The sequence below is a fragment of the Luteibacter jiangsuensis genome, assembly GCF_011742555.1.
GTDB classification, from domain to species: Bacteria; Pseudomonadota; Gammaproteobacteria; order Xanthomonadales; family Rhodanobacteraceae; genus Luteibacter; species Luteibacter jiangsuensis.
Genome location: NZ_JAAQQR010000004.1, coordinates 116,575 through 139,381 on the forward strand (window position 1 = coordinate 116,575; position 22,807 = coordinate 139,381).

General features: G+C 66.7%; 18 protein-coding genes. 4 read left to right on the forward strand and 14 right to left on the reverse strand.

Annotated elements, in window-relative coordinates:
* Positions 1 to 172 precede the first annotated feature (172 nt).
* The 8 genes from nadD to HBF26_RS10460 form a co-directional block, all read right to left on the reverse strand.
* A complete protein-coding gene (gene nadD / locus HBF26_RS10425; protein WP_167126513.1) occupies positions 173 to 814 on the reverse strand; it encodes a nicotinate-nucleotide adenylyltransferase in 642 nt (213 codons plus the stop codon).
* Positions 815 to 819: 5 nt separating this feature from the next.
* The gene (gene holA, locus HBF26_RS10430; protein WP_193569879.1) at positions 820 to 1,815 is read right to left on the reverse strand and encodes a DNA polymerase III subunit delta; all 996 of its coding nucleotides are present in this window, start codon (positions 1,813 to 1,815) and stop codon (positions 820 to 822) included.
* Positions 1,816 to 1,843: 28 nt separating this feature from the next.
* Positions 1,844 to 2,395 carry an LPS-assembly lipoprotein LptE gene (locus HBF26_RS10435; RefSeq protein WP_167125751.1) on the reverse strand — a complete coding sequence of 184 codons (552 nt, stop codon included), beginning with the start codon at positions 2,393 to 2,395 and terminating at the stop codon, positions 1,844 to 1,846.
* 2 nt (positions 2,396 to 2,397) lie between these two features.
* Positions 2,398 to 5,139: a leucine--tRNA ligase gene (leuS, locus tag HBF26_RS10440; RefSeq protein WP_167125753.1), complete on the reverse strand. Its 2,742-nt coding sequence runs from the start codon at positions 5,137 to 5,139 to the stop codon at positions 2,398 to 2,400.
* Positions 5,140 to 5,358: 219 nt separating this feature from the next.
* Positions 5,359 to 5,958: a PqiC family protein gene (locus HBF26_RS10445; RefSeq protein ID WP_167125755.1), complete on the reverse strand. Its 600-nt coding sequence runs from the start codon at positions 5,956 to 5,958 to the stop codon at positions 5,359 to 5,361.
* Positions 5,955 to 7,631, reverse strand: a complete 1,677-nt coding sequence (locus HBF26_RS10450) for a PqiB family protein (protein WP_167125757.1) — start codon at positions 7,629 to 7,631, stop codon at positions 5,955 to 5,957. Before HBF26_RS10450 ends, HBF26_RS10445 begins: the two co-directional genes overlap by 4 nt.
* Positions 7,628 to 8,248, reverse strand: coding sequence for a paraquat-inducible protein A (locus HBF26_RS10455; RefSeq protein WP_167125759.1), 621 nt, complete (start codon positions 8,246 to 8,248; stop codon positions 7,628 to 7,630). The genes HBF26_RS10450 and HBF26_RS10455 overlap by 4 nt, the downstream gene beginning before the upstream one ends.
* Positions 8,245 to 8,856, reverse strand: coding sequence for a paraquat-inducible protein A (locus tag HBF26_RS10460; RefSeq protein ID WP_167125760.1), 612 nt, complete (start codon positions 8,854 to 8,856; stop codon positions 8,245 to 8,247). The genes HBF26_RS10455 and HBF26_RS10460 overlap by 4 nt, the downstream gene beginning before the upstream one ends.
* Before the next feature lie 169 nt (positions 8,857 to 9,025).
* Here HBF26_RS10460 and trxA point away from each other — a divergent pair, with 169 nt between their 5' ends.
* Positions 9,026 to 9,901: a thioredoxin gene (gene trxA / locus HBF26_RS10465; RefSeq protein WP_167125762.1), complete on the forward strand. Its 876-nt coding sequence runs from the start codon at positions 9,026 to 9,028 to the stop codon at positions 9,899 to 9,901.
* An 81-nt stretch (positions 9,902 to 9,982) separates the two neighbouring features.
* Here the strand turns inward: trxA and HBF26_RS10470 are convergent, their stop codons facing one another.
* Positions 9,983 to 10,432: a DUF4442 domain-containing protein gene (locus tag HBF26_RS10470; RefSeq protein ID WP_167125764.1), complete on the reverse strand. Its 450-nt coding sequence runs from the start codon at positions 10,430 to 10,432 to the stop codon at positions 9,983 to 9,985.
* Positions 10,433 to 10,575: 143 nt separating this feature from the next.
* Between HBF26_RS10470 and HBF26_RS10475 the strand changes: the two genes are divergently transcribed.
* Complete coding sequence (locus HBF26_RS10475; RefSeq protein WP_167125766.1) at positions 10,576 to 12,456, forward strand: M61 family metallopeptidase; 1,881 nt, start codon at positions 10,576 to 10,578, stop codon at positions 12,454 to 12,456.
* 3 nt (positions 12,457 to 12,459) lie between these two features.
* On the opposite strand, the gene HBF26_RS10480 is transcribed toward HBF26_RS10475, so the two are convergent.
* The 3 genes from HBF26_RS10480 to HBF26_RS10490 form a co-directional block, all read right to left on the reverse strand.
* Complete coding sequence (locus HBF26_RS10480) at positions 12,460 to 12,981, reverse strand: Dps family protein (protein ID WP_167022210.1); 522 nt, start codon at positions 12,979 to 12,981, stop codon at positions 12,460 to 12,462.
* 81 nt (positions 12,982 to 13,062) lie between these two features.
* Positions 13,063 to 14,451, reverse strand: a complete 1,389-nt coding sequence (locus tag HBF26_RS10485; RefSeq protein ID WP_167125768.1) for a sensor histidine kinase — start codon at positions 14,449 to 14,451, stop codon at positions 13,063 to 13,065.
* Positions 14,448 to 15,113 (reverse strand): response regulator, encoded by a 666-nt coding sequence (locus HBF26_RS10490; RefSeq protein WP_167125770.1) that lies wholly within the window; start codon positions 15,111 to 15,113, stop codon positions 14,448 to 14,450. The genes HBF26_RS10485 and HBF26_RS10490 overlap by 4 nt, the downstream gene beginning before the upstream one ends.
* A gap of 152 nt (positions 15,114 to 15,265) precedes the next feature.
* Here HBF26_RS10490 and HBF26_RS10495 point away from each other — a divergent pair, with 152 nt between their 5' ends.
* The gene (locus HBF26_RS10495) at positions 15,266 to 17,077 is read left to right on the forward strand and encodes a M14 family metallopeptidase (protein ID WP_167125772.1); all 1,812 of its coding nucleotides are present in this window, start codon (positions 15,266 to 15,268) and stop codon (positions 17,075 to 17,077) included.
* Here HBF26_RS10495 and HBF26_RS10500 read toward each other — a convergent pair.
* Positions 17,074 to 18,693 (reverse strand): multicopper oxidase family protein, encoded by a 1,620-nt coding sequence (locus HBF26_RS10500; RefSeq protein ID WP_167125775.1) that lies wholly within the window; start codon positions 18,691 to 18,693, stop codon positions 17,074 to 17,076. The genes HBF26_RS10495 and HBF26_RS10500 overlap by 4 nt on opposite strands.
* Entirely contained in the window at positions 18,686 to 20,386 is a 1,701-nt protein-coding gene (locus HBF26_RS10505; protein WP_167125780.1) for a phospholipase C, read from the reverse strand. Before HBF26_RS10505 ends, HBF26_RS10500 begins: the two co-directional genes overlap by 8 nt.
* A 237-nt stretch (positions 20,387 to 20,623) precedes the next feature.
* Between HBF26_RS10505 and HBF26_RS10510 the strand changes: the two genes are divergently transcribed.
* The gene (locus HBF26_RS10510) at positions 20,624 to 22,765 is read left to right on the forward strand and encodes a M13 family metallopeptidase (RefSeq protein ID WP_167125782.1); all 2,142 of its coding nucleotides are present in this window, start codon (positions 20,624 to 20,626) and stop codon (positions 22,763 to 22,765) included.
* The last annotated feature ends 42 nt before the right edge of the window (positions 22,766 to 22,807 follow it).

Below are 22,807 nucleotides of genomic sequence, written 5' to 3' on the forward strand. Positions count from 1 at the left end.
GCCGCGTCAAATGCCCCGGCAGGTAATGTGGACGAACAGGGTATGCCCCCCAGGAGCCGGCATGGCCGGGTATGCCACTGTGGGAGCCGGCTGTGCCGGCGATCCCGCGGCAGCGGGCAAGCTCGCCGCGAGCACCCATCGCCGCTGAAGCGGCTCCCACAAGAAGCGGGTACTACGAGGGCTGCCCCAGCGCCCGGTAAGGCGCCAGCAGCGCCTCGTCCTCGAAACATGCCGTCGGCAGCAGGAAGCGTGGCTCGCCGCCTGCCGCGAAGGATTCCCGGATCGCCGTGGCGGCGATATCCAGGGGGGTGATGGCGATGTGCACCACCGCCCCGGCCGGGCCGCGCACACGCTCCGCGCGGCGCCCTGCGACGAAGTTCGCCAGCGGGCCCGTCGGCTCGTGACTGCCGCCGCCGGGACGGGTCAGCACGCCCACGTGCGCGAACGTGAAGAGGTCCTGCCACAGATGCCAGGAGGCCAGGCCAGCGAAGGCATCGGCCCCGACCAGCAGCACCAGCGGCCGGTCGGGGCCGATGTCGGCGCGCAGGGACGCCAGCGTATCCACCGTGTAGGACGGCCCGTCGCGGTCCAACTCCCGGGTGTCGAGGGTCAAGCGGTTCTGGCCGGCCAATGCCGCGCGCAGCAGGGCCACGCGCCCGGCCGCATCGGCCACGGGAGGCGGTCGGTGCGGCGGTGTCCGCGCCGGTACGAGGCGCACCTCGGCGTCCAAGGCCTCGGCCGCCTCCCAGGCGGCACGTAGGTGCCCGTGATGAACGGGATCGAAGGTGCCGCCGAGGATCGCGAGCGGTCGCATGGCGGTCATGCGAAGGCAGCCGCGGCCCTGGGCTCGGCGATCGCCGCGATGAGGCGCTCCGCCTCCAGCCACGGATCGCCCTGCTCGCGTCCCTTGGCCATGCGGTCGATGCGCGCGGCCCGGGCCAGGCAGGCCATCCAGTGTTCGCGCGGCGCGCGGCGCAGGGCCTTGCGGAAAAGCTGCTCCCGGGCCGGCCACAGCCGTTCGGCCTTTGCCTGTGCGCCGAAATCCCGCGCGTTCGCGAGGCGCATGGCGAGCTGCAACTGGTTCACCAGCCAGCCCATGAGGGCGATGAGCTCATCGCCCTCCGCACGAAGGCCGGCAAGGATGCGAAGCGCGCGGCCACCCTCCCCCGCGAATGCGGCATCGGTGAGCTTGAAGGCATCGAAGCGGGCGCTGTCGGCGACCAGGCTTTCCAGTGTGGCAGCGTCGAGCGGACGGTCGCCCGCGAGCACGACGAGCTTGTCGACTTCCTGGGCGGCGGCCAGGAGGTTGCCCTCCACCCGCTCGGCGAGCATGGCGACCGCATCGGGCGTGGCCTTCAGCCCGCGCGACGCGAGGCGCGCGCCAATCCACTGTGTCCACTCGTGCGGGCGCGGCGCATTGAAGACCACTTGCACGCCGGCTTGATCGACGGCCTTCGTCCAGGCCCCCTCATGCTTGCTGCTCCACTCCGTGGCGGTGATCAGCAGCGTGGTGTCGGGCGGCGGATCGCTCGCGAAGGCCGTGATCGCCGCGCCGCCGTCCTTGCCTGCGCGACCGCCGGCCAGACGCAGATCGAGCAGGCGTTGCGTGGCGAACAGCGACAAGCCCGCCGAGGCACGCGCGAGGTCGTCCCAGTCGAACCGGCTGTCCGCTTCGAGTACGTCGCGCTCGCTGTAACCCAGCCGCCGCGCCATCGCACGGACAGCGTCCGCAGCCTCGAGCACCAGCAGTTCCTCGCCCGCCAGCAGGTACACCGGCGCCATGCGGTCGCCCGCGAGGTGCTTCTGCCACTGCATAGCATTCAAGGGCACGAGCGTCGCCTGCTTAGTGGGACGGCGCCGACGCCTGCGGAGGCGCTGCCAGGGCGGGATGGTCCGCGGCGGCCTGCAGGCGGAACAGGATCGCCTGGACCATGTCGCCGATGAGGCTGCGTTGCAGCTCCTCGGTCTGGCTGGCGGTGCCGATGGTATTGGTCGCGTCGTAGCTGAACTCGCGCGACATATCGACGCCCTGCGAGGGAATGATGACCGTACCGTCGGCTGCCTTGGCGTTGAAGTCGACGTGGTAGCGCACCGCGTATTCGGTGACGCGTGCCGTGCCGCTCACGGTGAGCGAATCGGTACGGAAGTTATTCGAGGTAATCGTCAGCTCCGCCGCGTCCGGCGCCGGTTCGTCGACGACGGTAGCGTCCGAGTTCTCCAGCGCGCGCCGGAGGTCGCGGTCGAGCTTGCCGCCACCGGACACCGTGAGGTGAATCTTCTTCATGCCCGGCGGCAGCGAGGCGGTCTGCCGGAGGTGGAAGCCGCAGCCGGCGAGCAGGGCCGCGACCGACAGGAGCGCTGCGATGCTGAACGAACGGAGGAGGTTCGGGCTCATGGTTATCCTGCGACGATGTTGACGATCTTGCCGGGCACGACGATCACCTTGCGCACGGTCTGGCCTTCGAGCAGGCGGGCCACGTTCGGCTCGGCCCGCGCCATGGCTTCCGCCTCGTCCTTCGAGGCCGATGCCGGCACCTCGATGGTAGCGCGAAGCTTGCCGTTCACCTGCACCGCGTAGGTCAGGGAGTCGCGAACCAGGGCCGCCGCGTCCACCTGGGGCCAGCCGGCGTCCTCGACCAGGGTTTCCCCATGGCCCAGCACCTGCCACAGGGCATGCGCCACGTGCGGCGTGAAGGGGTTGATGAGCTGCACCATGGCGGTGAACGCCTCCTGGCGCAGCGCAGCGCCCTCGGCGCTGGCGTCGTCGAACTTGCCCAGCGCGTTCAGCAGTTCCATGAGAGCCGCGATCGCCGTGTTGAACGACTGCCGGCGGCCGATGTCGTCGCCGACCTTCTGGATCGTCTCGTGCAACTGGCGGCGCAGCGCCTTGCGGGCACGCTCGTCGCCGGGGACTCCGGCCGCGGGGACCGATTCGGCATGTGCCGACACGTCGCGCCACAGCCGACGCAGGAAGCGCGCCATGCCTTCCACGCCCGCTTCGTTCCATTCCAGGGACTGATCCGGCGGCGCGGCGAACATCGAGAACAGGCGCACGGTATCGGCGCCGTACTTCTCGACCATCGACTGGGGGTCCACGCCGTTGTTCTTCGACTTGGACATCTTTTCCACGCCGCCGATCTCCACGGGCTTGCCGTCCGCGCGCAGCACGGCACCCACGATGCGCGCGCGCTCGTCGCGCTGCACGTCCACGTCGGCGGGGTTGAACCACGTGGCGGAGCCGTCGGCTGCTTTCCGGAAGTAGGTTTCGGCGATCACCATGCCCTGGCACAACAGGTTCGTGGCCGGCTCGTCGCCGTGCACCATGCCCTCGTCACGCATGAGCTTGTGATAGAAGCGGAAATACAGCAGGTGCAGGATCGCGTGCTCGATGCCGCCGATGTACTGGTCGACCGGGGCCCAGTAGTTCGCGCGCTCATCCACCATCGCGTTCGCACCGGGGCTGGTGTAGCGCGCGTAGTACCAGCTGGACTCCATGAAGGTGTCGAAGGTGTCGGTTTCGCGCTCTGCCGGGCCACCGCAGTTCGGGCAGGTGGTCTTGCGCCATTCGGGGTCCGCCTTGATCGGCGACTGCACGCCGGAGAACTCGACGTCTTCGGGCAGCACCACGGGCAGCTGGTCTTCGGGCACCGGCACCACGTCGCAGGTGGGGCAGTAGATCGCCGGAATCGGGCAGCCCCAATAGCGCTGCCGGCTCACGCCCCAGTCGCGAATGCGCCAGTTCACCCGGCGCTCGCCGCGGCCGAGCGCCGCGAGCTTCGCCGCGATGGCCTCGAAGGCTTCCTTGAATTCCAGACCGTCGAACTCGCCGGAATGGATGAGGGTGCCGTACTCCGTATAGGCCTCGACCGTCTGGATGCGGGCCTCGAACGCCTTCACGGTTTCCACCGCGGCGGACGACTGGTAAGCGTCGGAAGCGCCACCATCGAGGGCGTTCTGGACGGTGTCGGTGCCCTGGGCGGCGAGGTCGCGCTTCAGTTCGGCCACGGCGTCGACGACCCCGCGGTCGACCACCACCATCCTGATCGGCAGCGAATACTTCTGCGCGAATTCCCAGTCACGCTGGTCGTGGGCCGGTACGGCCATCACGGCGCCCGTGCCGTAGCCCATGAGCACGAAGTTCGCGACCCAGATGGGCAGCTTCTCGCCCGTGATCGGGTGGGTGGCGTCCACGCCCGTGTAATAGCCGCGCTTTTCTTGCGTCTCGAGCTCGGCTTCGGACACGCCACCGGCCTTGCAGCTTTCAATGAACTCGGCAAGGCCCTGGTTGCCTTCGGCGGCATGCGTGGCGATCGGATGCTCGGCGGCCACGGCGAGATAGGACGCCCCCATCAAGGTATCGGGACGCGTCGTGAACACGGTGAGCGGTTCGCTCCAGCCGTCCACGTCGAAGGAAATCTCCAGGCCCTCGGAACGGCCCAGCCAGTTGCGCTGCATGGTCTTCACCGCATCCGGCCAGCCGGGCAGCGTGTCCAGACCGTCGAGCAGTTCCTGGGCGTACGCGGTGATCTTGAGGAACCACTGCGGAATCTCACGCTTTTCCACCAGCGCACCGGAGCGCCAGCCGCGCCCGTCGATCACCTGCTCGTTCGCCAGCACGGTCTGGTCGACAGGGTCCCAGTTCACGACGCTGTTCTTGCGGTACACCAGCCCCTTCTTCATCAGCCGCGTGAACATCAGCTGTTCCCAGCGGTAGTACTCCGGCTTGCAGGTGGTGACCTCGCGGGTCCAGTCGTACGCGAAGCCCATGCGCTTCAACTGCTCGCGCATGTGTTCGATGTTCTTGTACGTCCACTTGGCGGGCGCGGTGCGGTTCTTGATCGCGGCGTTTTCGGCAGGCAGGCCGAAGGCGTCCCAGCCCATGGGCTGGAGGACGTTGCGGCCCTGCTGGCGCTGGAAGCGGCTGATCACGTCGCCGATGGTGTAGTTCCGCACATGGCCCATGTGCAGGGCACCCGAGGGATACGGAAGCATCGAGAGGCAGTAGTACTTCGGCTTGCCCGTGTCTTCGCTCACTTCGAAGGCGCGCGTCTCGTTCCAGAAGCGCTGGGCGGCGGCCTCGACGACGTCCGGGGCGTAACCGCCCTGCTCGCGCGTGCCCTGATCGTGGGTGTCCTGCATGGTGTTCGGTACCGGTGGGGATGCTCGGGTGGCCGCGAGGAAAACGCGGCGGTCAGTCGCGGGAGACTATCCCACGGGGGCAGGAAGGCCAAGCCTTGAGGGCTGCAGTGGGCCATACAAGCGTTATGTGGGAGCCGCTTCAGCGGCGATGAGTGCTTGCGCCGAGCCTGCCCGCTGCCGCGGGATCGCCGGCGAAGCCGGCTCCCACAGAGAGCACACCTAGATCGCGGCGCAGGTCGCCGGCTGGCCGGCGGCCACCGAGCGCACCGCGGTCGCCACCTGGTCGGCCACAGTGCCCAGCACGCGCTGGTGGGCCTCCACGAGGCTGTCGTAGCTCGAACCCGCCGGTTCCGACACGCGCGAGGCGCAATTCGCCGAAACGCCGTCCGCGCCACGCACGGACCAGGAGGCTTCCAGCGTGGCGCTCCCACCCACCTCCGAATCGAAGCGGCGCACGTCGAGTTGCACGCGCACCACCTTCGCATCCTTGCCGCGCGGCAGGCCGTGCATGTCGTGGGTACCCAGGCGGGCGGCAAGGTCGGCAGAGAGCGCGCCGCGGATCTCGTCGCCCAGCGGCGAGGCCCAGCGCTCTCCGTCCAGCACGGCGATGCCGGTGGCACCCTGCCGAAGCACGAGGGCTGGCTGATCGACCTGCGGCGGCACGGCCACGGGCAGCACGTCGATGGCGAAAGATGCGGTCGCCGCCGGCAGGGGTGCCGACGGGGGCACCAGCGTGTGGAAGTGCGTGGGCGCCGAGGCACAGGCACCCAGACCGGCCACGAGGAGCACGACGCCGGCGAGGCGGAGGGAATGGATCATGGCTGTTCTTCCTTGCCCTGCTTGGCGGACGGGGTAACGATCTTCGGCGGCGCGTCGGCGCCACGACCGCGCAACAGCGCTTCCGGATGGCGGCCCAGGTAATCGGTGAACGCGCGCACCGAGCGCACCGTTCGCTGCAGTTCCTCCAGCGTGTTGGCGATGTTCTGCTGCAACGGCGAGTTCTCGGAAAGCGCGTCGTTGGCCGTACCCACCGTGCGGTTCACGCCTTGCAGCGTCTTCTTCGCCTCGGGCAGGAGGTCGCCGTTCACCTGCTTCAACGTGCCGTGCAGTTCCTTCAGGCTGCCGTCCAGGTTGCGGCCGATCGAATCGAAGGGGATCTTCTCCACCTTGTCCACGATGCTGGAAATCTGCTCCTGCAGATGATCGAAGTCGCCCGGCGTGGTGGGGATCTCCACCGGTTTCGCCCGCGGGTCGAACGCCACCTTCTTAGCCTTCGGATCGAAGTCGAGCGCGATATAGAGCTGCCCGGTGAGCAGGTTGCCGCTGCGGGCCTGCGCGCGCATGCCGTGCGCCACCAGCCCGGCCATGATGCGCGGGAACAGCGTGTCGTCGTCGCCGCCGACCGCCTTGGCCAGTTTTTCGTGCGCCTGGCCGAGCCGTTGCGGATACACCAGCGCCCCCACCACGACGGGGAAGGAATGCGTCGCGGGGTCATAGTCGAGGTTGACCGATACGACCCTGCCTACCTTCACGCCCAGGAATTCGACCGGCGCGTCCACGGCCAGCCCGCGCAGCGAATGTTCGAAGCGCATGCGGATGTAGCGCGGCTTGCCGTCTGGCGGGGCGAGCGCCGTGGCCTCGTCGTTGAACAACGTGTACTCGGACATTTCCGGTGCCACCTCGGCCTGGTGCGGCCCCGGCGGGTCCTGGAACGCCACGCCGCCGGCGATCACCGTGGCGAGCGATTGGGTGTTCATCTTCAGACCGTCTGCACCGAGCGACACGTCCACGCCGCTGGCGTTCCAGAAGCGCGAGTCCTTCGACACGAAGCGGTCGTTCGGACCGTCGATGAACAACTGCAGGGACACGCCCTTCCCGTCCTTGTCCAGTTCGTAGGACACGATGCGGCCGACCTGGATGCGACGGTAGTACACCGGCGAGCCGATATCCAGCGAGCCGAGGTCGCCGGCATGGAGCACGAAGCGCCTGCCCGGGGCACCGTGGGTGACGGCTGGCGGCGTTTCCAGGCCGGTGAACTCGTTCTGCTCCTGGTCGGAGTCGCCGGCGTCGGCACCGATGAAGGCGCCGGAAAGCAGCGTGTCGATGCCGGAAACGCCGCTGGCACCGATGCGCGGCCGCACCACCCAATAGCGCGTGCCCTTCGTGGCGAAGGCACGCGCGTCCTTGTCGAGGTCGATCATGACCGAGATATGGGTGCGGTCCTTGGACAGGCGCATCGTGGTGACCTTGCCGATCACCACGTTCTTGTATTTCACCTGGGTCTTGCCCGCCTCGATGCCTTCCGCGGTCAGGAAGGACACCGTGATCTGGGGGCCCGCCGACATGAAGTGGCTGACCAGGAGCGAGATGCCCACCAGGGCCGCCACGATCGGCACCAGCCAGATCAGCGAGAACCCCAGTTTCGACTTGCGCACGACCGGCTGCGGCAAGTCGTCGTCGGGTGGCGTGCTTCCTACGTTGGTGTCGCTCATTGCGATTTCCTGTTGTCCCAGATCAGCCTGGGATCGAAACTCATGGCCGACAGCATCGTGAGCACCACGACGATGCCGAAATAGACCACGCCGGGCAACGGCTCGACGCGGCTCAATATCTTGAAGTGGACCAGCGCGGAAAGGATCGCCACGACGAACACGTCGAGCATCGACCAGTACCCCACCAGCTCCACGAAGCGGTAAAGCCGGGCCCGCTGCCGCGCGACCATGCCGCTCGATCGCTGCACCGTCACCAGCAGGAAGCCCATGATGAGGAACTTCAGCACGGGCACGATGATGCTCGCCGTGAAGACGATGACGGCCAGCCCCGGCGAGCCGGCCCGCCAGAGTTCCATGATGCCGCTCAGGATCGTGTTGTCGTCCCTGGACGAGATGCTCTGCGTGCGCATGATGGGAAACACGTTGGCCGGGATGTAGAAGATCGCGGCGGCGACCAGCAGTGCCCAGGCGCGCGACACGCTGGCGTGCTTGCGGGCGTGCAAGGTGTTTCCGCAGCGCGGGCAACGCGCGTGACGGTCTTCCGTGTACGCCGTGACCTGCCGGCACACGTGGCAAGCCATCATGCCCAGATCGATCGCGCGCGGCGGCGTGCTCATGCCTCCGCTTCCGCAGTCAGATCCCACAGTTCCCTGGGGTCGAGGCTGGAGAACACCGTGACCAGCAAGGTCAGGAATCCGAAAGCCCATATGCCCGCGCCGGGCACCACGTCGAAGTACGTATGCGCCTTCACCACCGCCACGAGCGTACCGAGCATGAACACCTCGATCATGCTCCAGGGCTTCACCCTGACGAGAGCGGACATGGCCAGCGGGAAACCCGGCGCACGAATGCCCTTGCGGGCGAACCAGAGCACCCAGCCGAAGATGAGGATCTGGCCCAGCGGAAAGAAGAACAGGGTCATGGCGCTGAGGAAGGCGACGATCTGCGCCCCGTCGTTCCACATGGCGATCACGGCCCCCCACAGCGTGGTGGCCGCTTTCATCCCGGACAGGCCGAGGGTAACGATGGGCGACACGTTGGCGATGACGAAGACGATGAGGGCGGCGAAGATCAGGGCGAACTGGGCGTCCACCCCGAGCCACTGGTGTCGATCGAGCACGGCGCCGCAGACCACGCAATCGGCCACCTCGCCGCGGGCGAGACTGCGCCTCCGATAAACGGAGTCGCAGTGTTCGCAGACGATGAGGTTTTGGGTCCTTTGCATGCCGTCCAAGCGGTCGAAGGCCGCAACGGGCCGTTCCCTATGATCGCAAATCGGCGTAAACGTCGCATGACGGAAGGGGCGCATGTCCGCCGAACAGGCGGCCGGGGCTTGATATCCTGCCCGCCTTCCCCGACTTTCGGGGCATCGAACTTTGTACCAGGAGCATGCTGTGACCGGCGCCCAGACCCGTAGCGAACACGTCTTCGACGCGACCACCGAGGCGTTCGAGAAGGACGTCATCGAGGCCTCCCTCCAGACCCCGATCCTGGTCGACCTGTGGGCCGAATGGTGCGGCCCCTGCAAGTCGCTCGGCCCCATCCTGGAAAAGCTTGCCGGCGAATACAGCGGTGCGTTCCGCCTGGCAAAGATCGACGTCGACGCTGAGCAGCAGCTGGCGGCCATGTTCGGCGTGCGCAGCATTCCCACGGTCGTCCTCATCAGCGGCGGCCAGGTCGTCGACGGATTCGCGGGGGCGCTTCCCGAAGGACAGATCCGCGAGTTCCTCACCCGCCACGGCATCCAGCCCGCGGACGGCGCCGAACCCGCAGCCGAAGCCGAAGCGAAACCGGCCGAAACGCCGGAGGAAGCCATCAACCGCCTCCAGCAGGCCATCGCCGCCGATCCTGATCGCGCGGAACTGAAACTGGATCTGGCCCTTGCCCTCATGCGCGCAGGCCAGGTGGAGCCCGCCCAGGCCGAACTCGACGCCCTTCCCGCCAACCTCGCCACGGATGCCCGGGCCGTCCGGCTGCGCAGCCAGCTCGAGCTTGCGCGCGCCCTCGCCGGTGCGCCGTCGCTGGAAGCACTGCGCTCGCGCGTGCAGGCCGACGAGGCCGACTGGGAGGCGCGGGACCTGCTCGGCGTGCGCCTGCTCATCGAGGGCGAGGCCGCCGCCGGCCTGGATCAGTTCATCGACATCCTGAAGCGACAGCGCGACTGGCAGGACGGCCAGGCAAAGAAGCGCCTGCTCGCCGCGTTCGCCACGATCGACGACGCGCAGCTCGTCGGAACGTACCGCCGCAAGATGGCGTCGCTGCTGTTCTGATGGCTCGGAGGGAGCCGCTCGGCTTCATCGCTTTGTTGGCTTATCGCCGCTGAAGCGGCTCCCACAGCTTGGCCGACTCGGCTAGGGCTTCGGCTTCTTCCGGCGCACGTAGAGCTGCTTGCGTACCGTCGCGACGAGTTCGCCGGAAGCGGTACGAATGTCGGTGTCGAACCAGCGCAGGCATTTTTCGCCGTTGGCAGTCGCCGCGCGCAGTTCGTCGAGCACGGATTCCTCGATGCGGAATTCCGCGTAGACGTCTTCCCTGCCCGGCGCCACGAAGCGGATCTCGCCGGCCTGGTCCCACACGATGTATTCGTTGCCCAGGCTCTTCAACGTCATGATCATCCAGAACGGATCGGTCATGGCGAAAAGGCTGCCGCCGAAGTGCGTGCGCACGTAGTTGCGGTTGTACCAGGTGAGCTTCAGCCGGACCTTCGCATAGCGATAGTCGTCGAGGGCGACCACGCGGATGCCGGTGAACAGGAAGGGCGGCCAGGCGTTGAGGATGCGGCGCATCGTGCGAGCTTTCATGGCCGCCATGCTAGCGACGCGCCGGATAAGGGCGGAAGTACCCCGTTTCAAACGCAACTTATCGGTGCATGACCTATGGCACAGGTTCCCGCCGCCGACCGGCGCCGACTATCGGGGGTCGACCATCGTCAGGGAACCGAGCCATGCGCCGTCCGCTTCGCCGCGCCACCCTCGCCGCCGCCGTCGCTTCCGCGATGGCCTTTTCCACCGTCCACGCCGCGGCCGCCGAGCTTCCGGTCGCCGCCGACCAGCCCTACCCCGGCACGCTTGCGCTGCACGTGGACCTGTCGGATGCGTCGAAACACCTCTACCACGTGCGCGAAACCATTCCGGTCAGCGCGGGGCACGCGGTCCTCTACTACCCCAAGTGGATTCCCGGCGTGCACGCGCCCTCGGGACCACTGGCCAATGTGGCCGGCTTCGTCGTCACCGCGAACGGCAAGCGCATTCCCTGGCGCCGCGACCTGAAAGAGATGTATGCCTTCCACGTGGACGTCCCCGACGGCGTGGACAAACTCGATCTCGCCTTCGAGTACCTTGCGCCGGCCACGCCGAACTACGTGCCCCTGTCGTTCAATGAGGTGGCTTTCTATCCGGCGGGCCACTACACCAGCCGCATCACGATCGAACCGAGCGTCACGCTGCCGGCGGGCTGGAAGTACGCCTCCGCCCTCGAAACCGCCTCGCAGTCGGGCAACGAAGTGCGCTTCAAGCCAGTGAGCTTCGAGAACCTGGTCGATTCGCCCCTGATGACGGGCAAGTACTTCAATCGCATCGACCTCGCGCCGGGCCAGGACACCGCGGTACACCTCGACATCACGGGGGACACGCCCGCCGGCGTGAAGCCCACCGACGAGCAGATCGCCAAACAGCGCGCGCTCGTGGTTCAGGCCAACAAGCTTTTCGGTGCGCACCATTACGGGCACTACGATTTCCTGCTGGTGGTGTCCGACCATACGGGCCACTTCGGCCTGGAGCACCACCAGTCCAGCGACGACCGCCTCTACGCGAACTTCTTCACCGATCCGGACGTGAACGTCGCCGCGGGCACCCTCCTCCCGCACGAGTACATCCATTCGTGGAACGGCAAGTTCCGCCGCCCCGCCGATCTGTGGACACCTACGTTCACCGAACCCATGCAGGACGACCTGTTGTGGGTGTACGAAGGCCTCACGGACTACTGGGCCGGCGTGCTCACCGCGCGGTCCGGCATCTGGACCACGGCGCAATGGCGCGATTCGCTGGCCGGCATCGCCGCCGACATGTCGGCGCGCACCGGGCGTTCGTGGCGTTCGCTCCAGGACACCGCGGACGGCATCCCGCTATCGGCAGGCCGCGCTCGCGGCTGGACGAACCTGCGCCGCAGTTCGGATTACTACCCCGAGGGCCAGTTGCTCTGGCTCGACGTCGACACGAAGATCCGCGACCTTTCCGGCGGCAAACATACGCTCGACGAATTCGCGCGTGCCTTCTACGGCATGGACAACGGCAGCTACACGCCGAAGACCTATACGTTCGAGGACGTGATTTCCACGCTGAACGGCATACAGCCCTATGACTGGGCCACGTTCCTGCGCCAGCGGCTCGATTACACCGGCGACACGCTGCCCGAGCACGGTATCGAAGGCGGCGGCTGGAAGCTGGTGTACGACGATAAACCCACCCCCTTCGCGAAGACCGCCGAGAAGGTGCGCAAGACGGTCAACCTCGCCTACTCGCTCGGCATCCAGGTCTCGGACAAGGGCGAAGTCACCGATTCGCAATGGGACGGCGTTGCCGCGAAGGCGGGCCTCGTGCCGGGCGCGACCATCGTCGCCGTGAACGGCAAGGACTATTCGGCGCAGGTGCTGAAGGATGCGGTGGCAGCCGCGAAATCGACCAGCACGCCGATCGAGTTCCTCATCAAGGACATCGAGGAATACGCGACGGTCAAGGTGGATTACCACGGCGGCCTGAAGTATCCGCACCTCGTGCGTGGCGACGGCAAGGACCTGATCGGCGCCATCGCCACGCCGAGGAAATAATCCTTACGGATTCTCGCGCGCGCTCTCGAACAGGAACCATACGCGGCGTTCGGCCTGGTCGATCCAGTTTTCGACCAGGCTCGCCGTCGCGACGTCGCCGTACTCGTCGCAGACACCGTGCACTTCACGCAGGAAGCCGACGAAGCGCTCGTTGTCGTCGCGCAGTTCGGCAAGCATGTCCTGCGGTGTGACGAAATCGGCATCGTTGTCGGACAGGCGCTGCGAACGCGCAGCGTGGCCGAGCGAACGAAGCGTGGTGCCGCCGACCTTGCGGGCCCGCTCCGCGATGTCGTCGGTGATGGCGAAGAGTTCCGTCGCCTGCTCGTCGAGCAGCAGGTGCAGGTCGCGGAAGCGCGGACCGGACATGTGCCAGTGGAAGTTCTTCGTCTTCAGGTACAGCGCGAAGGTGTCCGCGAGAAGCACGGTCAGGGCACCGGAGATATCGCGGGTGGCATCCGCGCCGAGGCCCGTCGGCGTCTTCAGCGCGGCCTTGCGCAGGTTCTTCGTGGCTTGGGGGTTCTTCATTGCGCTGCGCTCCTTGGGTGTTTGAGCCCCCGAGGATGCGCCACCGGTGTGACAGGGGATTGGACGAAACACGCTCGCCCATCAGGCGAGCGGAAGGGTCACCACCACCCGCAGGCCCGGGCCGCGCTCCCCGTCCAGCAGCCGGATGCTCGCGCCGTGCAGTTCGACCGCGCGTTGCACGATCGAGAGGCCGAGGCCATAGCCGCTCCCCTGGGTGTCCAGGCCCCGCTGGAAACGGGTGAACATGGCGTCGCGGCGTTCGGGCGGGATGCCGGGGCCGTCGTCGACGACCTCGATGAGCGCCTGATTCCCCTCTCGCCGGATGGAGAGATCGACGTGACCGCCGTGAGGAACGTGGCGAAAGGCGTTGTCGAGCAGGTTACGCAGGAGCGAGCGAAGGGCCGCCGTGTAGCCCTGAACGGCGAGGCTGTCGGGCAGGTTCACGCCCAGTTCGACGCCGCCGGCCTCGATCAGCGGAGACAACTCGTCCACCACATCGAGGGCCAGCGCCGCCAGGTCCACCGTGCCGCGGGGGCCCGCAGCGGCGCCTGCCTCCAGGCGTGCCAGCGACAGCAGCTGCTCGGTTCGGCGCGCCAGCGACACGAGGCATTCGCGCGCGGCCTCCAATGCGGTCTGCGCCTCGTCCGGCTGGGCCGAGGCCATGGCGTTCTCGAGATTGATCATCGTGGAGGCCAACGGCGTACGCAGTTCATGCGCGACGTCGGCGCTGAACCGGCGCTCGCGTTCGAGCGCTTCCTCGAGACGTTCGATCTGGCCGTTCAGCGCACCCAGCACAGGCCGCAGTTCCACCGGCTCGTCGGAAAGGTGCACGGGCGCGCGGCTCCCCGGCTTGCGCCGCGCAAGCGCCCCGGCCAGCTGGTCCAGCGGCATGAGGCCGCGGCGTATCGCCCACCCCACGAGGAAGGCCATCAGCGGCAGGCCCAGGAGTAGTGGCAGCGTATGTTCGATCCATAGCGCGCGCGTGATCTCGTTGCGGCTGTCGTAGCGCTCGCCGGCGCGGATCGTGATGTTCTCGTCTTCCTTCACGAGGGTGAATACGCGCCACCGGTACTTGCCCTTGTGCGTGTCCTCGAAGGCGCCGTCCACCGCCTCCGTGTGCGGCATCCCCGCAAGGTTTTCCGTCGCGAGCAACAGGCTGCCGTCGCTGTCGAACACCTGGAAGCCGACCTCCGATTCGAAGGTGCGCCCCTGCACCGTCAGCTCGTGCGGATGGTTGGAGACGCTCGGCACCAGCAGGCGCGCGGACCGGTGTTCGCGCAGGTGCTCGACGCCGATGCGATCGACCAGGACTTCCAGGGTGCGGGCCGCCTGGGCGAGGCGGGCGTCGGACAGTTCGTCCACTTCCTCCAGGGTGTGCTTCGCACTGAGGAAACCGAGCGGAATCAGGACGATCACCAGCACCATCACGATCAGCGCGAGCAGGCGCGATCGAAGGCTGGCGAGCTTCATTGCGGCTCACGCGGCAGCATGTATCCGAAGCCGCGCACCGTCTGGATCGCGCCGTGGCTCAGCTTGCGCCGCAACGAGTGCACCAGCACTTCCAGCGCACTGGTGCTCACGACATTGTCCGGGCCGTAAAGCGACGTTTCCAGCGATTCGCGCCGCACGATGCGCCCGGCGCGCTCCATCAGCGCTTGCAGCAAGGCGAACTCGCGACGCGTCAGGTCCACCCGCTGCCCATGCCACGTGACTTCGAAGGTGCCGAGGTCGAGGCTCAAGGCGCCCGCTTCGAGGCGATTCACCGCCACCCCGCGTACCCGGCGCGCCAACGAGCGAATGCGCGCCGCGAGTTCGTCCAGGTGGAAAGGTTTGACCAGGTAGTCGTCGGCGCCCGCGTCGAGCACGCTGATGCGCGAATCCACGGCGTCCCGCGCCGACATCACGATCACCGGGGTGGCTACCCGCAGGCGCCGGGCCTCCGTCAGCACGTCCAGACCGTCCTTCCCGGGCAGGCCAAGATCGAGCAGGACCAGGTCGGCATCGTGGTCGCGCAGGGCCAGCAGCGCTTCGTTGCCGTTGCGGAACCAGCTGATCGTATAGGCAAGCCGCTCCAGTGCCCGGCGTATGGCCTCGCCGAGCTGGACGTCGTCTTCAACGAGAATGATGTGCAAGGCCGCGCCCTCGGTCGTCAGGCTGCCATTATCCTTTCGCGCAGCTTAGCGCCTCCTTATACCGGGGTGATCGCGAACGGGGACGGGCCTCGGGCGCCAATTGGCTGAATGTTCAGTCAGCTGCCTACAATGGATGTTTTATGGAACCCGCCATGCCCCGGTTTCTTGCCACACGCATCCTGTTCGCCCTCGCCGCCGCGGCACCGCTGGCGATCCACGCCAGGGACGCCTGGATCACGCCAGCCGAGGCTTCGGCCTTTCGCACCACGCCTTCGTATGCGGAAACACAGGCTTATCTGCGCCGGCTGGTCGAGGCTGCGCCGGACATCTTGCGCATGGCCACTTTCGGCAGCACGCCGGAGGGACGTCCGATGACGGTGATGATCGCGGCGAAGGACGGCGACCTCACGCCCGAGCGCGCCCGCGCGGCGGGCAAGCCGATCGTCCTCGTGCAGGCGGGCATCCACCCCGGCGAAATCGAGGGCAAGGACGCGGGCTTGATGCTCCTGCGCGATATCGCCGTCACCGGAACGTTGCCGCACCTGCTCGACCATGTCGTGCTCGTGTACATCCCCGTGTACAGCGTGGACGGTCACGAGAACTCGGGCCCGTATTTCCGCATCAACCAGAACGGGCCCGAAACAATGGGCTTCCGTGGCCAGTCGCAGTACCTCAACCTCAACCGCGACTACGTCAAGGCCGAAGCTCCGGAAACCCGTGCGTGGCTGAAGCTGTGGAACACATGGCACCCCGACCTGCTCATGGACATCCACACGACCGACGGCGCGGACTACCAGCCCGATCTCACCTGGTACGCCGAGGACCCGCACAAGTTGCCGCCATCGATCGCCGCATGGCAGGAGCAGGCGTACGCGCGCGAAGCCATGCCGCGGTTCGAGAAGCTGGGGCACATCGCATCGCCTTACCTGGAATTTCGCGACGGCCGCGACATTACCAAGGGCATCGAGAACTTCGGTTCCGGGCCGCGCTTCTCGACCGGATACGCCGCCATCCGGAACCGGGCCGGCCTGCTGATCGAAACGCACATGCTGAAGTCCTACGAAGTACGCGTACGGGCCAGTTACGACGTGGTGCGCAGCGTGCTCGAGGTCGTGAATCGCGACCCCTCGGCGCTACTGGACGCCTCCCGCAAGGCGGATGCCTGGGCCGCATCCCTCTCCGCGACGCGGGGGGCGACGCTGCCCGTGACCTTCAAGCAGGATCCCACCCCGAAGCCGTTCACGTTGAAGGGCTATGCGTTCACGCAGACCCATAGCGACGTTTCGAACGACATCTGGGTGCGCTACGACACCTCGAAGAAGAAGACCTACGAGATCCAGAGCTGGAACGATCTTCTCCCGGACGTCTCCGCCCCTCTTCCGGCAGCCTGGGCGATCCCGTCGCAATGGACGCCGCTGATCGATCGCCTGGACGCTCACGGCATTCCCTACACACGCCTCGCCGCCGCGCGCCGGGTGACGGTCACACGCGACGAACTCACACAGCCGAAGTGGGCCGACAAACCGTTCGAAGGCCACCACATGCTCAAGGACGTGGCCATCGCACCCACGCAGGAAGCGGTGGAACTCCCGGCGGGAACGGTGATCGTGCGCACCGACAATGTCGACGCCGTGCTCGCGCTGAACCTGCTCGACGCCCGGGCGCCGGATTCCCTGCTGCGCTGGGGTTACCTCGACGCGATATTCGAAGCGAAGGAATATGGCGAACCCCGCGTGCTCGAAGCCCTGGCGCGCACGATGATGGCGAAGGACCCCGCATTGAAGGCCGAGTTCGAGCGCCGGCTGAAAGACGACCCCGCCTTCGCGGGGAACGCCCGGGCGAGGCTGATGTTCTTCTTCGAACGCAGCCCCTGGTACACGGCGCAGAAGGTCGGCGCCTATCCGGTGATGAGGCTGGACGCCGCCGCACTGCGCAGCCTGCCGTTGCAGGAGCACGCCCCCTAGTAGACCTCGAAGGGGCGCATCATCTCGTTCGCCTCGTGCTCCGCCAGGTGGCAGTGCCACGCGTACCGCCCGACGTAGCCGTCGAACGTGGCGACAATGCGGGTGACCATGCCGGGATAGGCCTGGACCACGTCTTTCCAGCCCCTCTCGTGCGGTGGCGGTTGCTGGGCCGGACCGAGGTAGCGGAGCGTTCTCTTCGCCATGTACTCGTCGACGTCGTAAGGGCGGCGGTCGAGGATCTGGAAGCGGACGAGGTGCAGGTGGATGGGATGCGTGTCCTCCGTGAGGTTCACGAGGCTCCACGTTTCCGTACTGCCCAGCTTCACCTTCTCCGTCACCGGATCGTGCCAGCGCTTTCCGTTCAACAGCATCAGCATGGGCGTGGCGATGCAGTCGCTGTATTCGTCCAGGGTGAGTTCGCGCGTGGACGACGCACTGCTTTCCGTCATTCGGGGCACGTCGCGCAGCACCGGCGGAACGCGGCTTTCGTCCCGAACCATGCCATTGCCCACCGCGAAACGCATGAGCGGCAAGGCATCGTTCATCAGCTCGGCCTGGCCGCCGCGCAGGTCTGCAAAATCGACCACCACGTCGGCGCGCTCGCCCGGCGCGAGAAAAAGCGACGTCATGGATACCGGTGACGCAAGAAGGCCCTGGTCTGAGCTGATGACCTGAAATGCCCGGCCATCACGGAAACGAAGGTGGTAGAAGCGGCCGTTGGCCGCGTTGAGCACGCGCAGGCGGTATCGCCGCGCTTGTACGTCGGCGCGCGGCAGGATGGCGCCGTTGACCAGCGTGACGTTGCCGAATACCTCCGGCACCCAGGGTGCCTTCGCATCGCCCGAGTCCGGGTAGTACAGACGGCCGTCCTCGCGCAGAAGGCGGTCGGCCAGCACCAGCGGCAGCTCCTGCTCTCCCGAAGGCAGACCAAGCGACAGCTCGTACTCGTCTCGAAGCAGGTAGAGCCCCATCAGACCCGCGTACATGTTGAGGCGGTTAATGCCCATCGCATGGTCGTGGTACCAGAGCGTCGCGGGGTCCTGCGCGTTCGGATAGCGATGCCGGCGCGACTTCCCGGGCACATACCAGTCTTCGGGAAATCCGTCGTCCTTGCGGGGCACCTTCGCGCCGTGCAGGTGCACGATCGCACGCACCTCGGGCTTGTCGGCCTCGGCACCGCAGATGGCGTGGTCGACCGGAAGGAAGTGCTTCGACGGCAGCGCGTTTTCCCACACGACCTCGACGGGCTCGCCGCTGCGCGCCTCGATGGTGGGGCCCGGACAATGCCCGCCATAGGTCCACAGCGTGGTCGGCGGCAGATCGCGATGCAGCTTCTGCGCACTTTCCGCCATGCGCACGTGCAGCGGCTTTCCCTGTCTCGCCTGCAGTACCGGCGGCAGCGGCAGGCTGTCCACGAACGGCGCGAGTTTGGCGGGGTCGACGAGGCCCGGCAGGTGCGACACGTCGCCCATCGGGTGCATGCAGAGCGCATTGCCCACCTGCCCCGCAGGTGCTGCCTTCATGGCATGCATGTCATGCGCGAACAGCCGCGACGGGATCCATCCCGCCGCAGCCGTCCAGCCTACCGTCGCCAGGAAGCGGCGGCGATCAACCATGCCCTGCGTTCCCAAGTGGCCAGAAGGGCCACCCGCCGCCCTGTTTCGGTTGGCCCGTCGATTCGTCGAGGATCAACTTGCGCTCGAACAGACGCGGCAGGAAGAAATCGAACATGCGATCCAGACGCCCCGCCTGCGCGTCGCTCGATCCGCCGCCGATACGCGTGCCGTCCAGCCAGTTGTCTTCGATGAAGCGCGTGATGGAACTCTGGTCGGTCACCGAATGATCGACCATGTTCTCGCGAGCCCAGGGCGAAACGACCACGAGCGGAAGGCGAGGACCGAAGCCGCAACGGCCCTGCGCCGGGGTCTTGCCGTCGAGGCCGGGCAGCGTACCGTGGCCCTTGCAGACGCCGTCGCCGTCGAGCGCGTCGGTGCTGCCACGCGAAGCATTTACATGCGGCGGTTCCTGGTGGTCGTACCAGCCATCGGAATCGTCATAGGCGATGACCACCGCGGTGCTCCGCCACTCGTCGCTCTGCTGCAGCGTGTTGATCACGTGCACGATGAACGCCTGCTCGTCGAGCGGATCCGAATACCCTGCATGGCCGTCCTGGTACGCCGGCGCCTTCAGGAAGCTCACGGCCGGGAGGTTGCCCGCGTCCAGGGCATCGTAGAAGTCCTGAATGTCGTACTGGTGGTTAGCCGGGTCCCCGCTGTGTCCGATGGCCGCGACCGATGCCGGGCGCGCGTGCGTGGGATTGGCCGTGGACGGGTAGTACTGGAACGGCGCGTGGTGCGGGCTGTAGTCGTTCGAGGTGGCGTTCGTCACCTTCGACAGCGTGCGCCGCGAACATCCCGTGCTGCCGTCCGGATTCGTCCGGGTGAGGTCAAAGCCGCCCTGGAACCAGCCCCAGGTGACGCCGCGCTCGTTGAGCAGATCGCCGATATTCCGGCCGCCCATGGTCACCTGGCTGGCCGTGGGCGACGAGCAGACATCGCCGATGGGGTCCGGGTCACCGATCATCGTCAGCCCGCCGTTGCCGTCGTCGGTCGTGGCGCCGGTACCGTTCAAGGTCGCGGAGACGCCGGCGGTCTGGCCGGCGATGAGGTTCAAGGCACCCGGCGACGACGGGCCGAAGGTGGTGCCGTAGCTGTTGTCGCTCATGGCGAAGCTCTGCGCATAGTTCCAGAGCGCGGTGACGGTGTTGCCGTCGTAGTAGCCCATGACCTGGCCCTTGCCCTCCTCGGCCGGATCGCCGCCGGGCAAGCTTTCGCCCCGGCCGGTGTACAGCGGGAAAAGGTCCATCTTTCCGCCGTTGAACGCCCGCTGCTCGGACGTGTAGCCGTGGTCCTGGTCCGCCGTGGCCGCCTGGGCGCGGGTAAGCCGGAACGGATTGATCGCCCCGTCGCCATTGTCCGCATTGCCGGCGTTCGGATTCTTCGTAAGCAGACGGCGCGAGAGGCCGTTCACCGGCGGCGTGAAGGGCCGCGCGTAGAACGCCGGCTCGCCCTTTGGGTTCGCGGCGTAGGGATAGGTGCCGAAGTAATGATCGAACGACACGTTTTCCTGGAAGATCACCACCAGGTGCTTGATGGGCGTGGCGGTGCGCGGATCGCCGTGTCCATGCCCGGGGTGACCGGCGCCGAACGCCTCGACCGCGGCGTCCGGGACGGCCTGGTGCGCGCCCACGATGGACGCGGCGGATAAGGTCAGCACACAGGCGATGCCCGCGGCCAGTAGCTTGCGCATGACGGAATGCTCCTCGTGGTGGGATCGATGGCTTGTCCGGGGCCGCACCCCCTGTCATGCGGTCGTTTCAGCGTACGAAGCCCACATGACAGCGCCGGGACATCGCTCGCGAGTTATTGCGAAATGTCGCCAACCATGACTTTCGTCACACTCCGCCCTGCGCGGCGGCCGCAGCCGCTATGCTCGGACCCCTGCGGCGCCGGGGGCGCCGTTCAGTCACCAGAACGAGGGACACCCATGACCAAGCAGTATCTGAAGCCGCTCGCGCTCGCACTCGGCGTTGCGCTGGCCGGCACGGCGTGCAGCAAGCACAACGACGCCGACACCGCGGTACCGGGCGGCAACCAGCCGTCGCCGGCGTCCACCGCGGCCCCGGCTCCCAGCGGCAGCACCGCCGCCGCGCATGCCGGCCCGTCGTTCAACATCGCCGATCTCGATACCGGCATCGATGCCTGCAACGACTTCAACGGCTTCGTGAACGCCAAGTGGGTGGCCGCCAACCCGATCCCCGAAGACCGCACCCGTTGGGGCGCCTTCGACCAGCTCGCCGAGAACAGCCTGAACACGCAGCACGACATCGTCGATGCGATGGACAAGGGCGCGGCGAATGCGAAGGCGGGTTCCATCGAGCAGAAGATCGGCCTGCTCTACCGTTCGGGCATGAACGAAGACGCCATCGAGAAGGCGGGCGTCGAGCCCCTGAAGCCGGAACTGGCCAAGATCGACGCGCTGAAGACCTCGCAGGACATCGTCGACTTCCTCGACAGCAGCTTCAATGAAGGTAACGGTTATGTGTTCGGGTTCGGCTCCGGTGCCGATTTCCAGAACGCCAAGATCCAGATCGGCTACGCGCAGCAGGACGGCCTGGGCCTTCCGACCAGGGACTACTACACCGACCCGAAGCAGGCCGACAACCGCAAGGCCTACCTCGCCTATATCGCCAAGACCTTGACCCTCGCCGGCGTGCCCGAAGCCGACGCGAAGAAGCAGGCCGACGAGGTGATGAAGTTCGAAACCCAGCTTGCCGCCGCATCCCTCGCGCCGGTGGAACTGCGTTCGCCTGAAAACCAGTATCACTTCGTGTCCGTGGCCGAAGCCGACAAGGTCACGCCGCACTTCAACTGGGAAAAGTTCTTCGCCGCCCAGGGCGTGACCGTGGAGAAGGGTTTCTCCCTGTCGCAGCCGAAGTTCTTCAAGGAATTCGACAAGATGCTGGCGTCCACGCCGGTGTCCACCTGGCAGGCCTACCTGCGCTTCCATGCGATCGACAGTGCTTCGCCTTACCTGTCCAAGGCGTTCCAGGACAACAAGTTCGACTTCTACGGCAAGACGCTCGCCGGCCAGCCGCAGCAGAAGCCGCGCTGGAAGCGCGTGCTCGGCACGGTGAACAGCTCCATGGGCGAGGCACTCGGCCAGCTCTACGTGGCCAAGGTGTTCAAGCCGGAAGCCAAGCAGCGTGCGAACGAACTGGTCGACAACGTGCGCAACGCCCTCAAGGCGCGCATCGAGAAGCTCGACTGGATGAGCGACGAGACCAAGCAGAAGGCCATTCAGAAATGGAACACCTTCCTGCCGAAGATCGGCTACCCGGACAAGTGGCGCGACTGGTCGGGCCTTGATGTAAACGGCGAGAACTACTTCGGCAACGTCGAGGCCGCCAGCAAGTTCAATTACCACTACGACATCGCGAAGATCGGCAAGCCGACCGACCGCCTCGAGTGGGGCATGACGCCGCAGACGGTCAATGCCTATTACAACCCGACCGACAACACAATCAACTTCCCGGCCGCCATCCTCCAGCCGCCGTTCTTCGACGCCAATGGCGACGACGCCATCAACTATGGCGGCATTGGTGCGGTGATCGGCCACGAGGCCAGCCACGGCTTCGACGACGAGGGCAGCCAGTTCGACGGCGACGGCAACAACAAGAACTGGTGGACCAAGGACGACCGCGCCAAGTTCGACGAACGCGCCGGCAAGCTGGTGGCGCAGTTCAACGAATACGCGCCCATCAAGGATCACCCGGACCTGCACGTAAACGGCAAGCTCACCCTGGGCGAGAACATCGCCGACCTGGGCGGCCTCAACGTGGCTTACGACGCACTGCAGGAAGCGCTGAAGAAGAACCCGCAGGAAGCGCAGGAGAAGATCGACGGTTACACCCAGGACCAGCGCTTCTTCCTCAACTGGGCCCGCGTGTGGCGCGGCAGCGTGCGCGAGAAGCAGGCCATGCTGTACCTCAACGTCGACCCGCACGCCCCGGCCTCGCTGCGCGCCATCGGCGCACCGTCGAACATGGAAGCGTTCGCCTCGGCGTTCCAGTGCAAACCGGACGCGAAGATGGTCCGCGCCGCCGACAAGCAGGTGAAGATCTGGTAAGCGCGACACGCCATCGCTGAAGCGATGGCTCGAAGGCGCCGC

Bases quoted from the DNA above. Each gene is read 5' to 3' on its own strand.
- nadD (WP_167126513.1), bottom strand. From the start codon at position 814: ATGCGACCGCTCGCGATCCTCGGCGGCACCTTCGATCCCGTTCATCAC.
- holA (WP_193569879.1), bottom strand. From the start codon at position 1,815: ATGCAGTGGCAGAAGCACCTCGCGGGCGACCGCATGGCGCCGGTGTAC.
- HBF26_RS10435 (WP_167125751.1), bottom strand. From the start codon at position 2,395: ATGAGCCCGAACCTCCTCCGTTCGTTCAGCATCGCAGCGCTCCTGTCG.
- leuS (WP_167125753.1), bottom strand. From the start codon at position 5,139: ATGCAGGACACCCACGATCAGGGCACGCGCGAGCAGGGCGGTTACGCC.
- HBF26_RS10445 (WP_167125755.1), bottom strand. From the start codon at position 5,958: ATGATCCATTCCCTCCGCCTCGCCGGCGTCGTGCTCCTCGTGGCCGGT.
- HBF26_RS10450 (WP_167125757.1), bottom strand. From the start codon at position 7,631: ATGAGCGACACCAACGTAGGAAGCACGCCACCCGACGACGACTTGCCG.
- HBF26_RS10455 (WP_167125759.1), bottom strand. From the start codon at position 8,248: ATGAGCACGCCGCCGCGCGCGATCGATCTGGGCATGATGGCTTGCCAC.
- HBF26_RS10460 (WP_167125760.1), bottom strand. From the start codon at position 8,856: ATGCAAAGGACCCAAAACCTCATCGTCTGCGAACACTGCGACTCCGTT.
- HBF26_RS10470 (WP_167125764.1), bottom strand. From the start codon at position 10,432: ATGAAAGCTCGCACGATGCGCCGCATCCTCAACGCCTGGCCGCCCTTC.
- HBF26_RS10475 (WP_167125766.1), top strand. From the start codon at position 10,576: ATGCGCCGTCCGCTTCGCCGCGCCACCCTCGCCGCCGCCGTCGCTTCC.
- HBF26_RS10480 (WP_167022210.1), bottom strand. From the start codon at position 12,981: ATGAAGAACCCCCAAGCCACGAAGAACCTGCGCAAGGCCGCGCTGAAG.
- HBF26_RS10485 (WP_167125768.1), bottom strand. From the start codon at position 14,451: ATGAAGCTCGCCAGCCTTCGATCGCGCCTGCTCGCGCTGATCGTGATG.
- HBF26_RS10495 (WP_167125772.1), top strand. From the start codon at position 15,266: ATGCCCCGGTTTCTTGCCACACGCATCCTGTTCGCCCTCGCCGCCGCG.
- HBF26_RS10500 (WP_167125775.1), bottom strand. From the start codon at position 18,693: ATGGTTGATCGCCGCCGCTTCCTGGCGACGGTAGGCTGGACGGCTGCG.
- HBF26_RS10505 (WP_167125780.1), bottom strand. From the start codon at position 20,386: ATGCGCAAGCTACTGGCCGCGGGCATCGCCTGTGTGCTGACCTTATCC.
- HBF26_RS10510 (WP_167125782.1), top strand. From the start codon at position 20,624: ATGACCAAGCAGTATCTGAAGCCGCTCGCGCTCGCACTCGGCGTTGCG.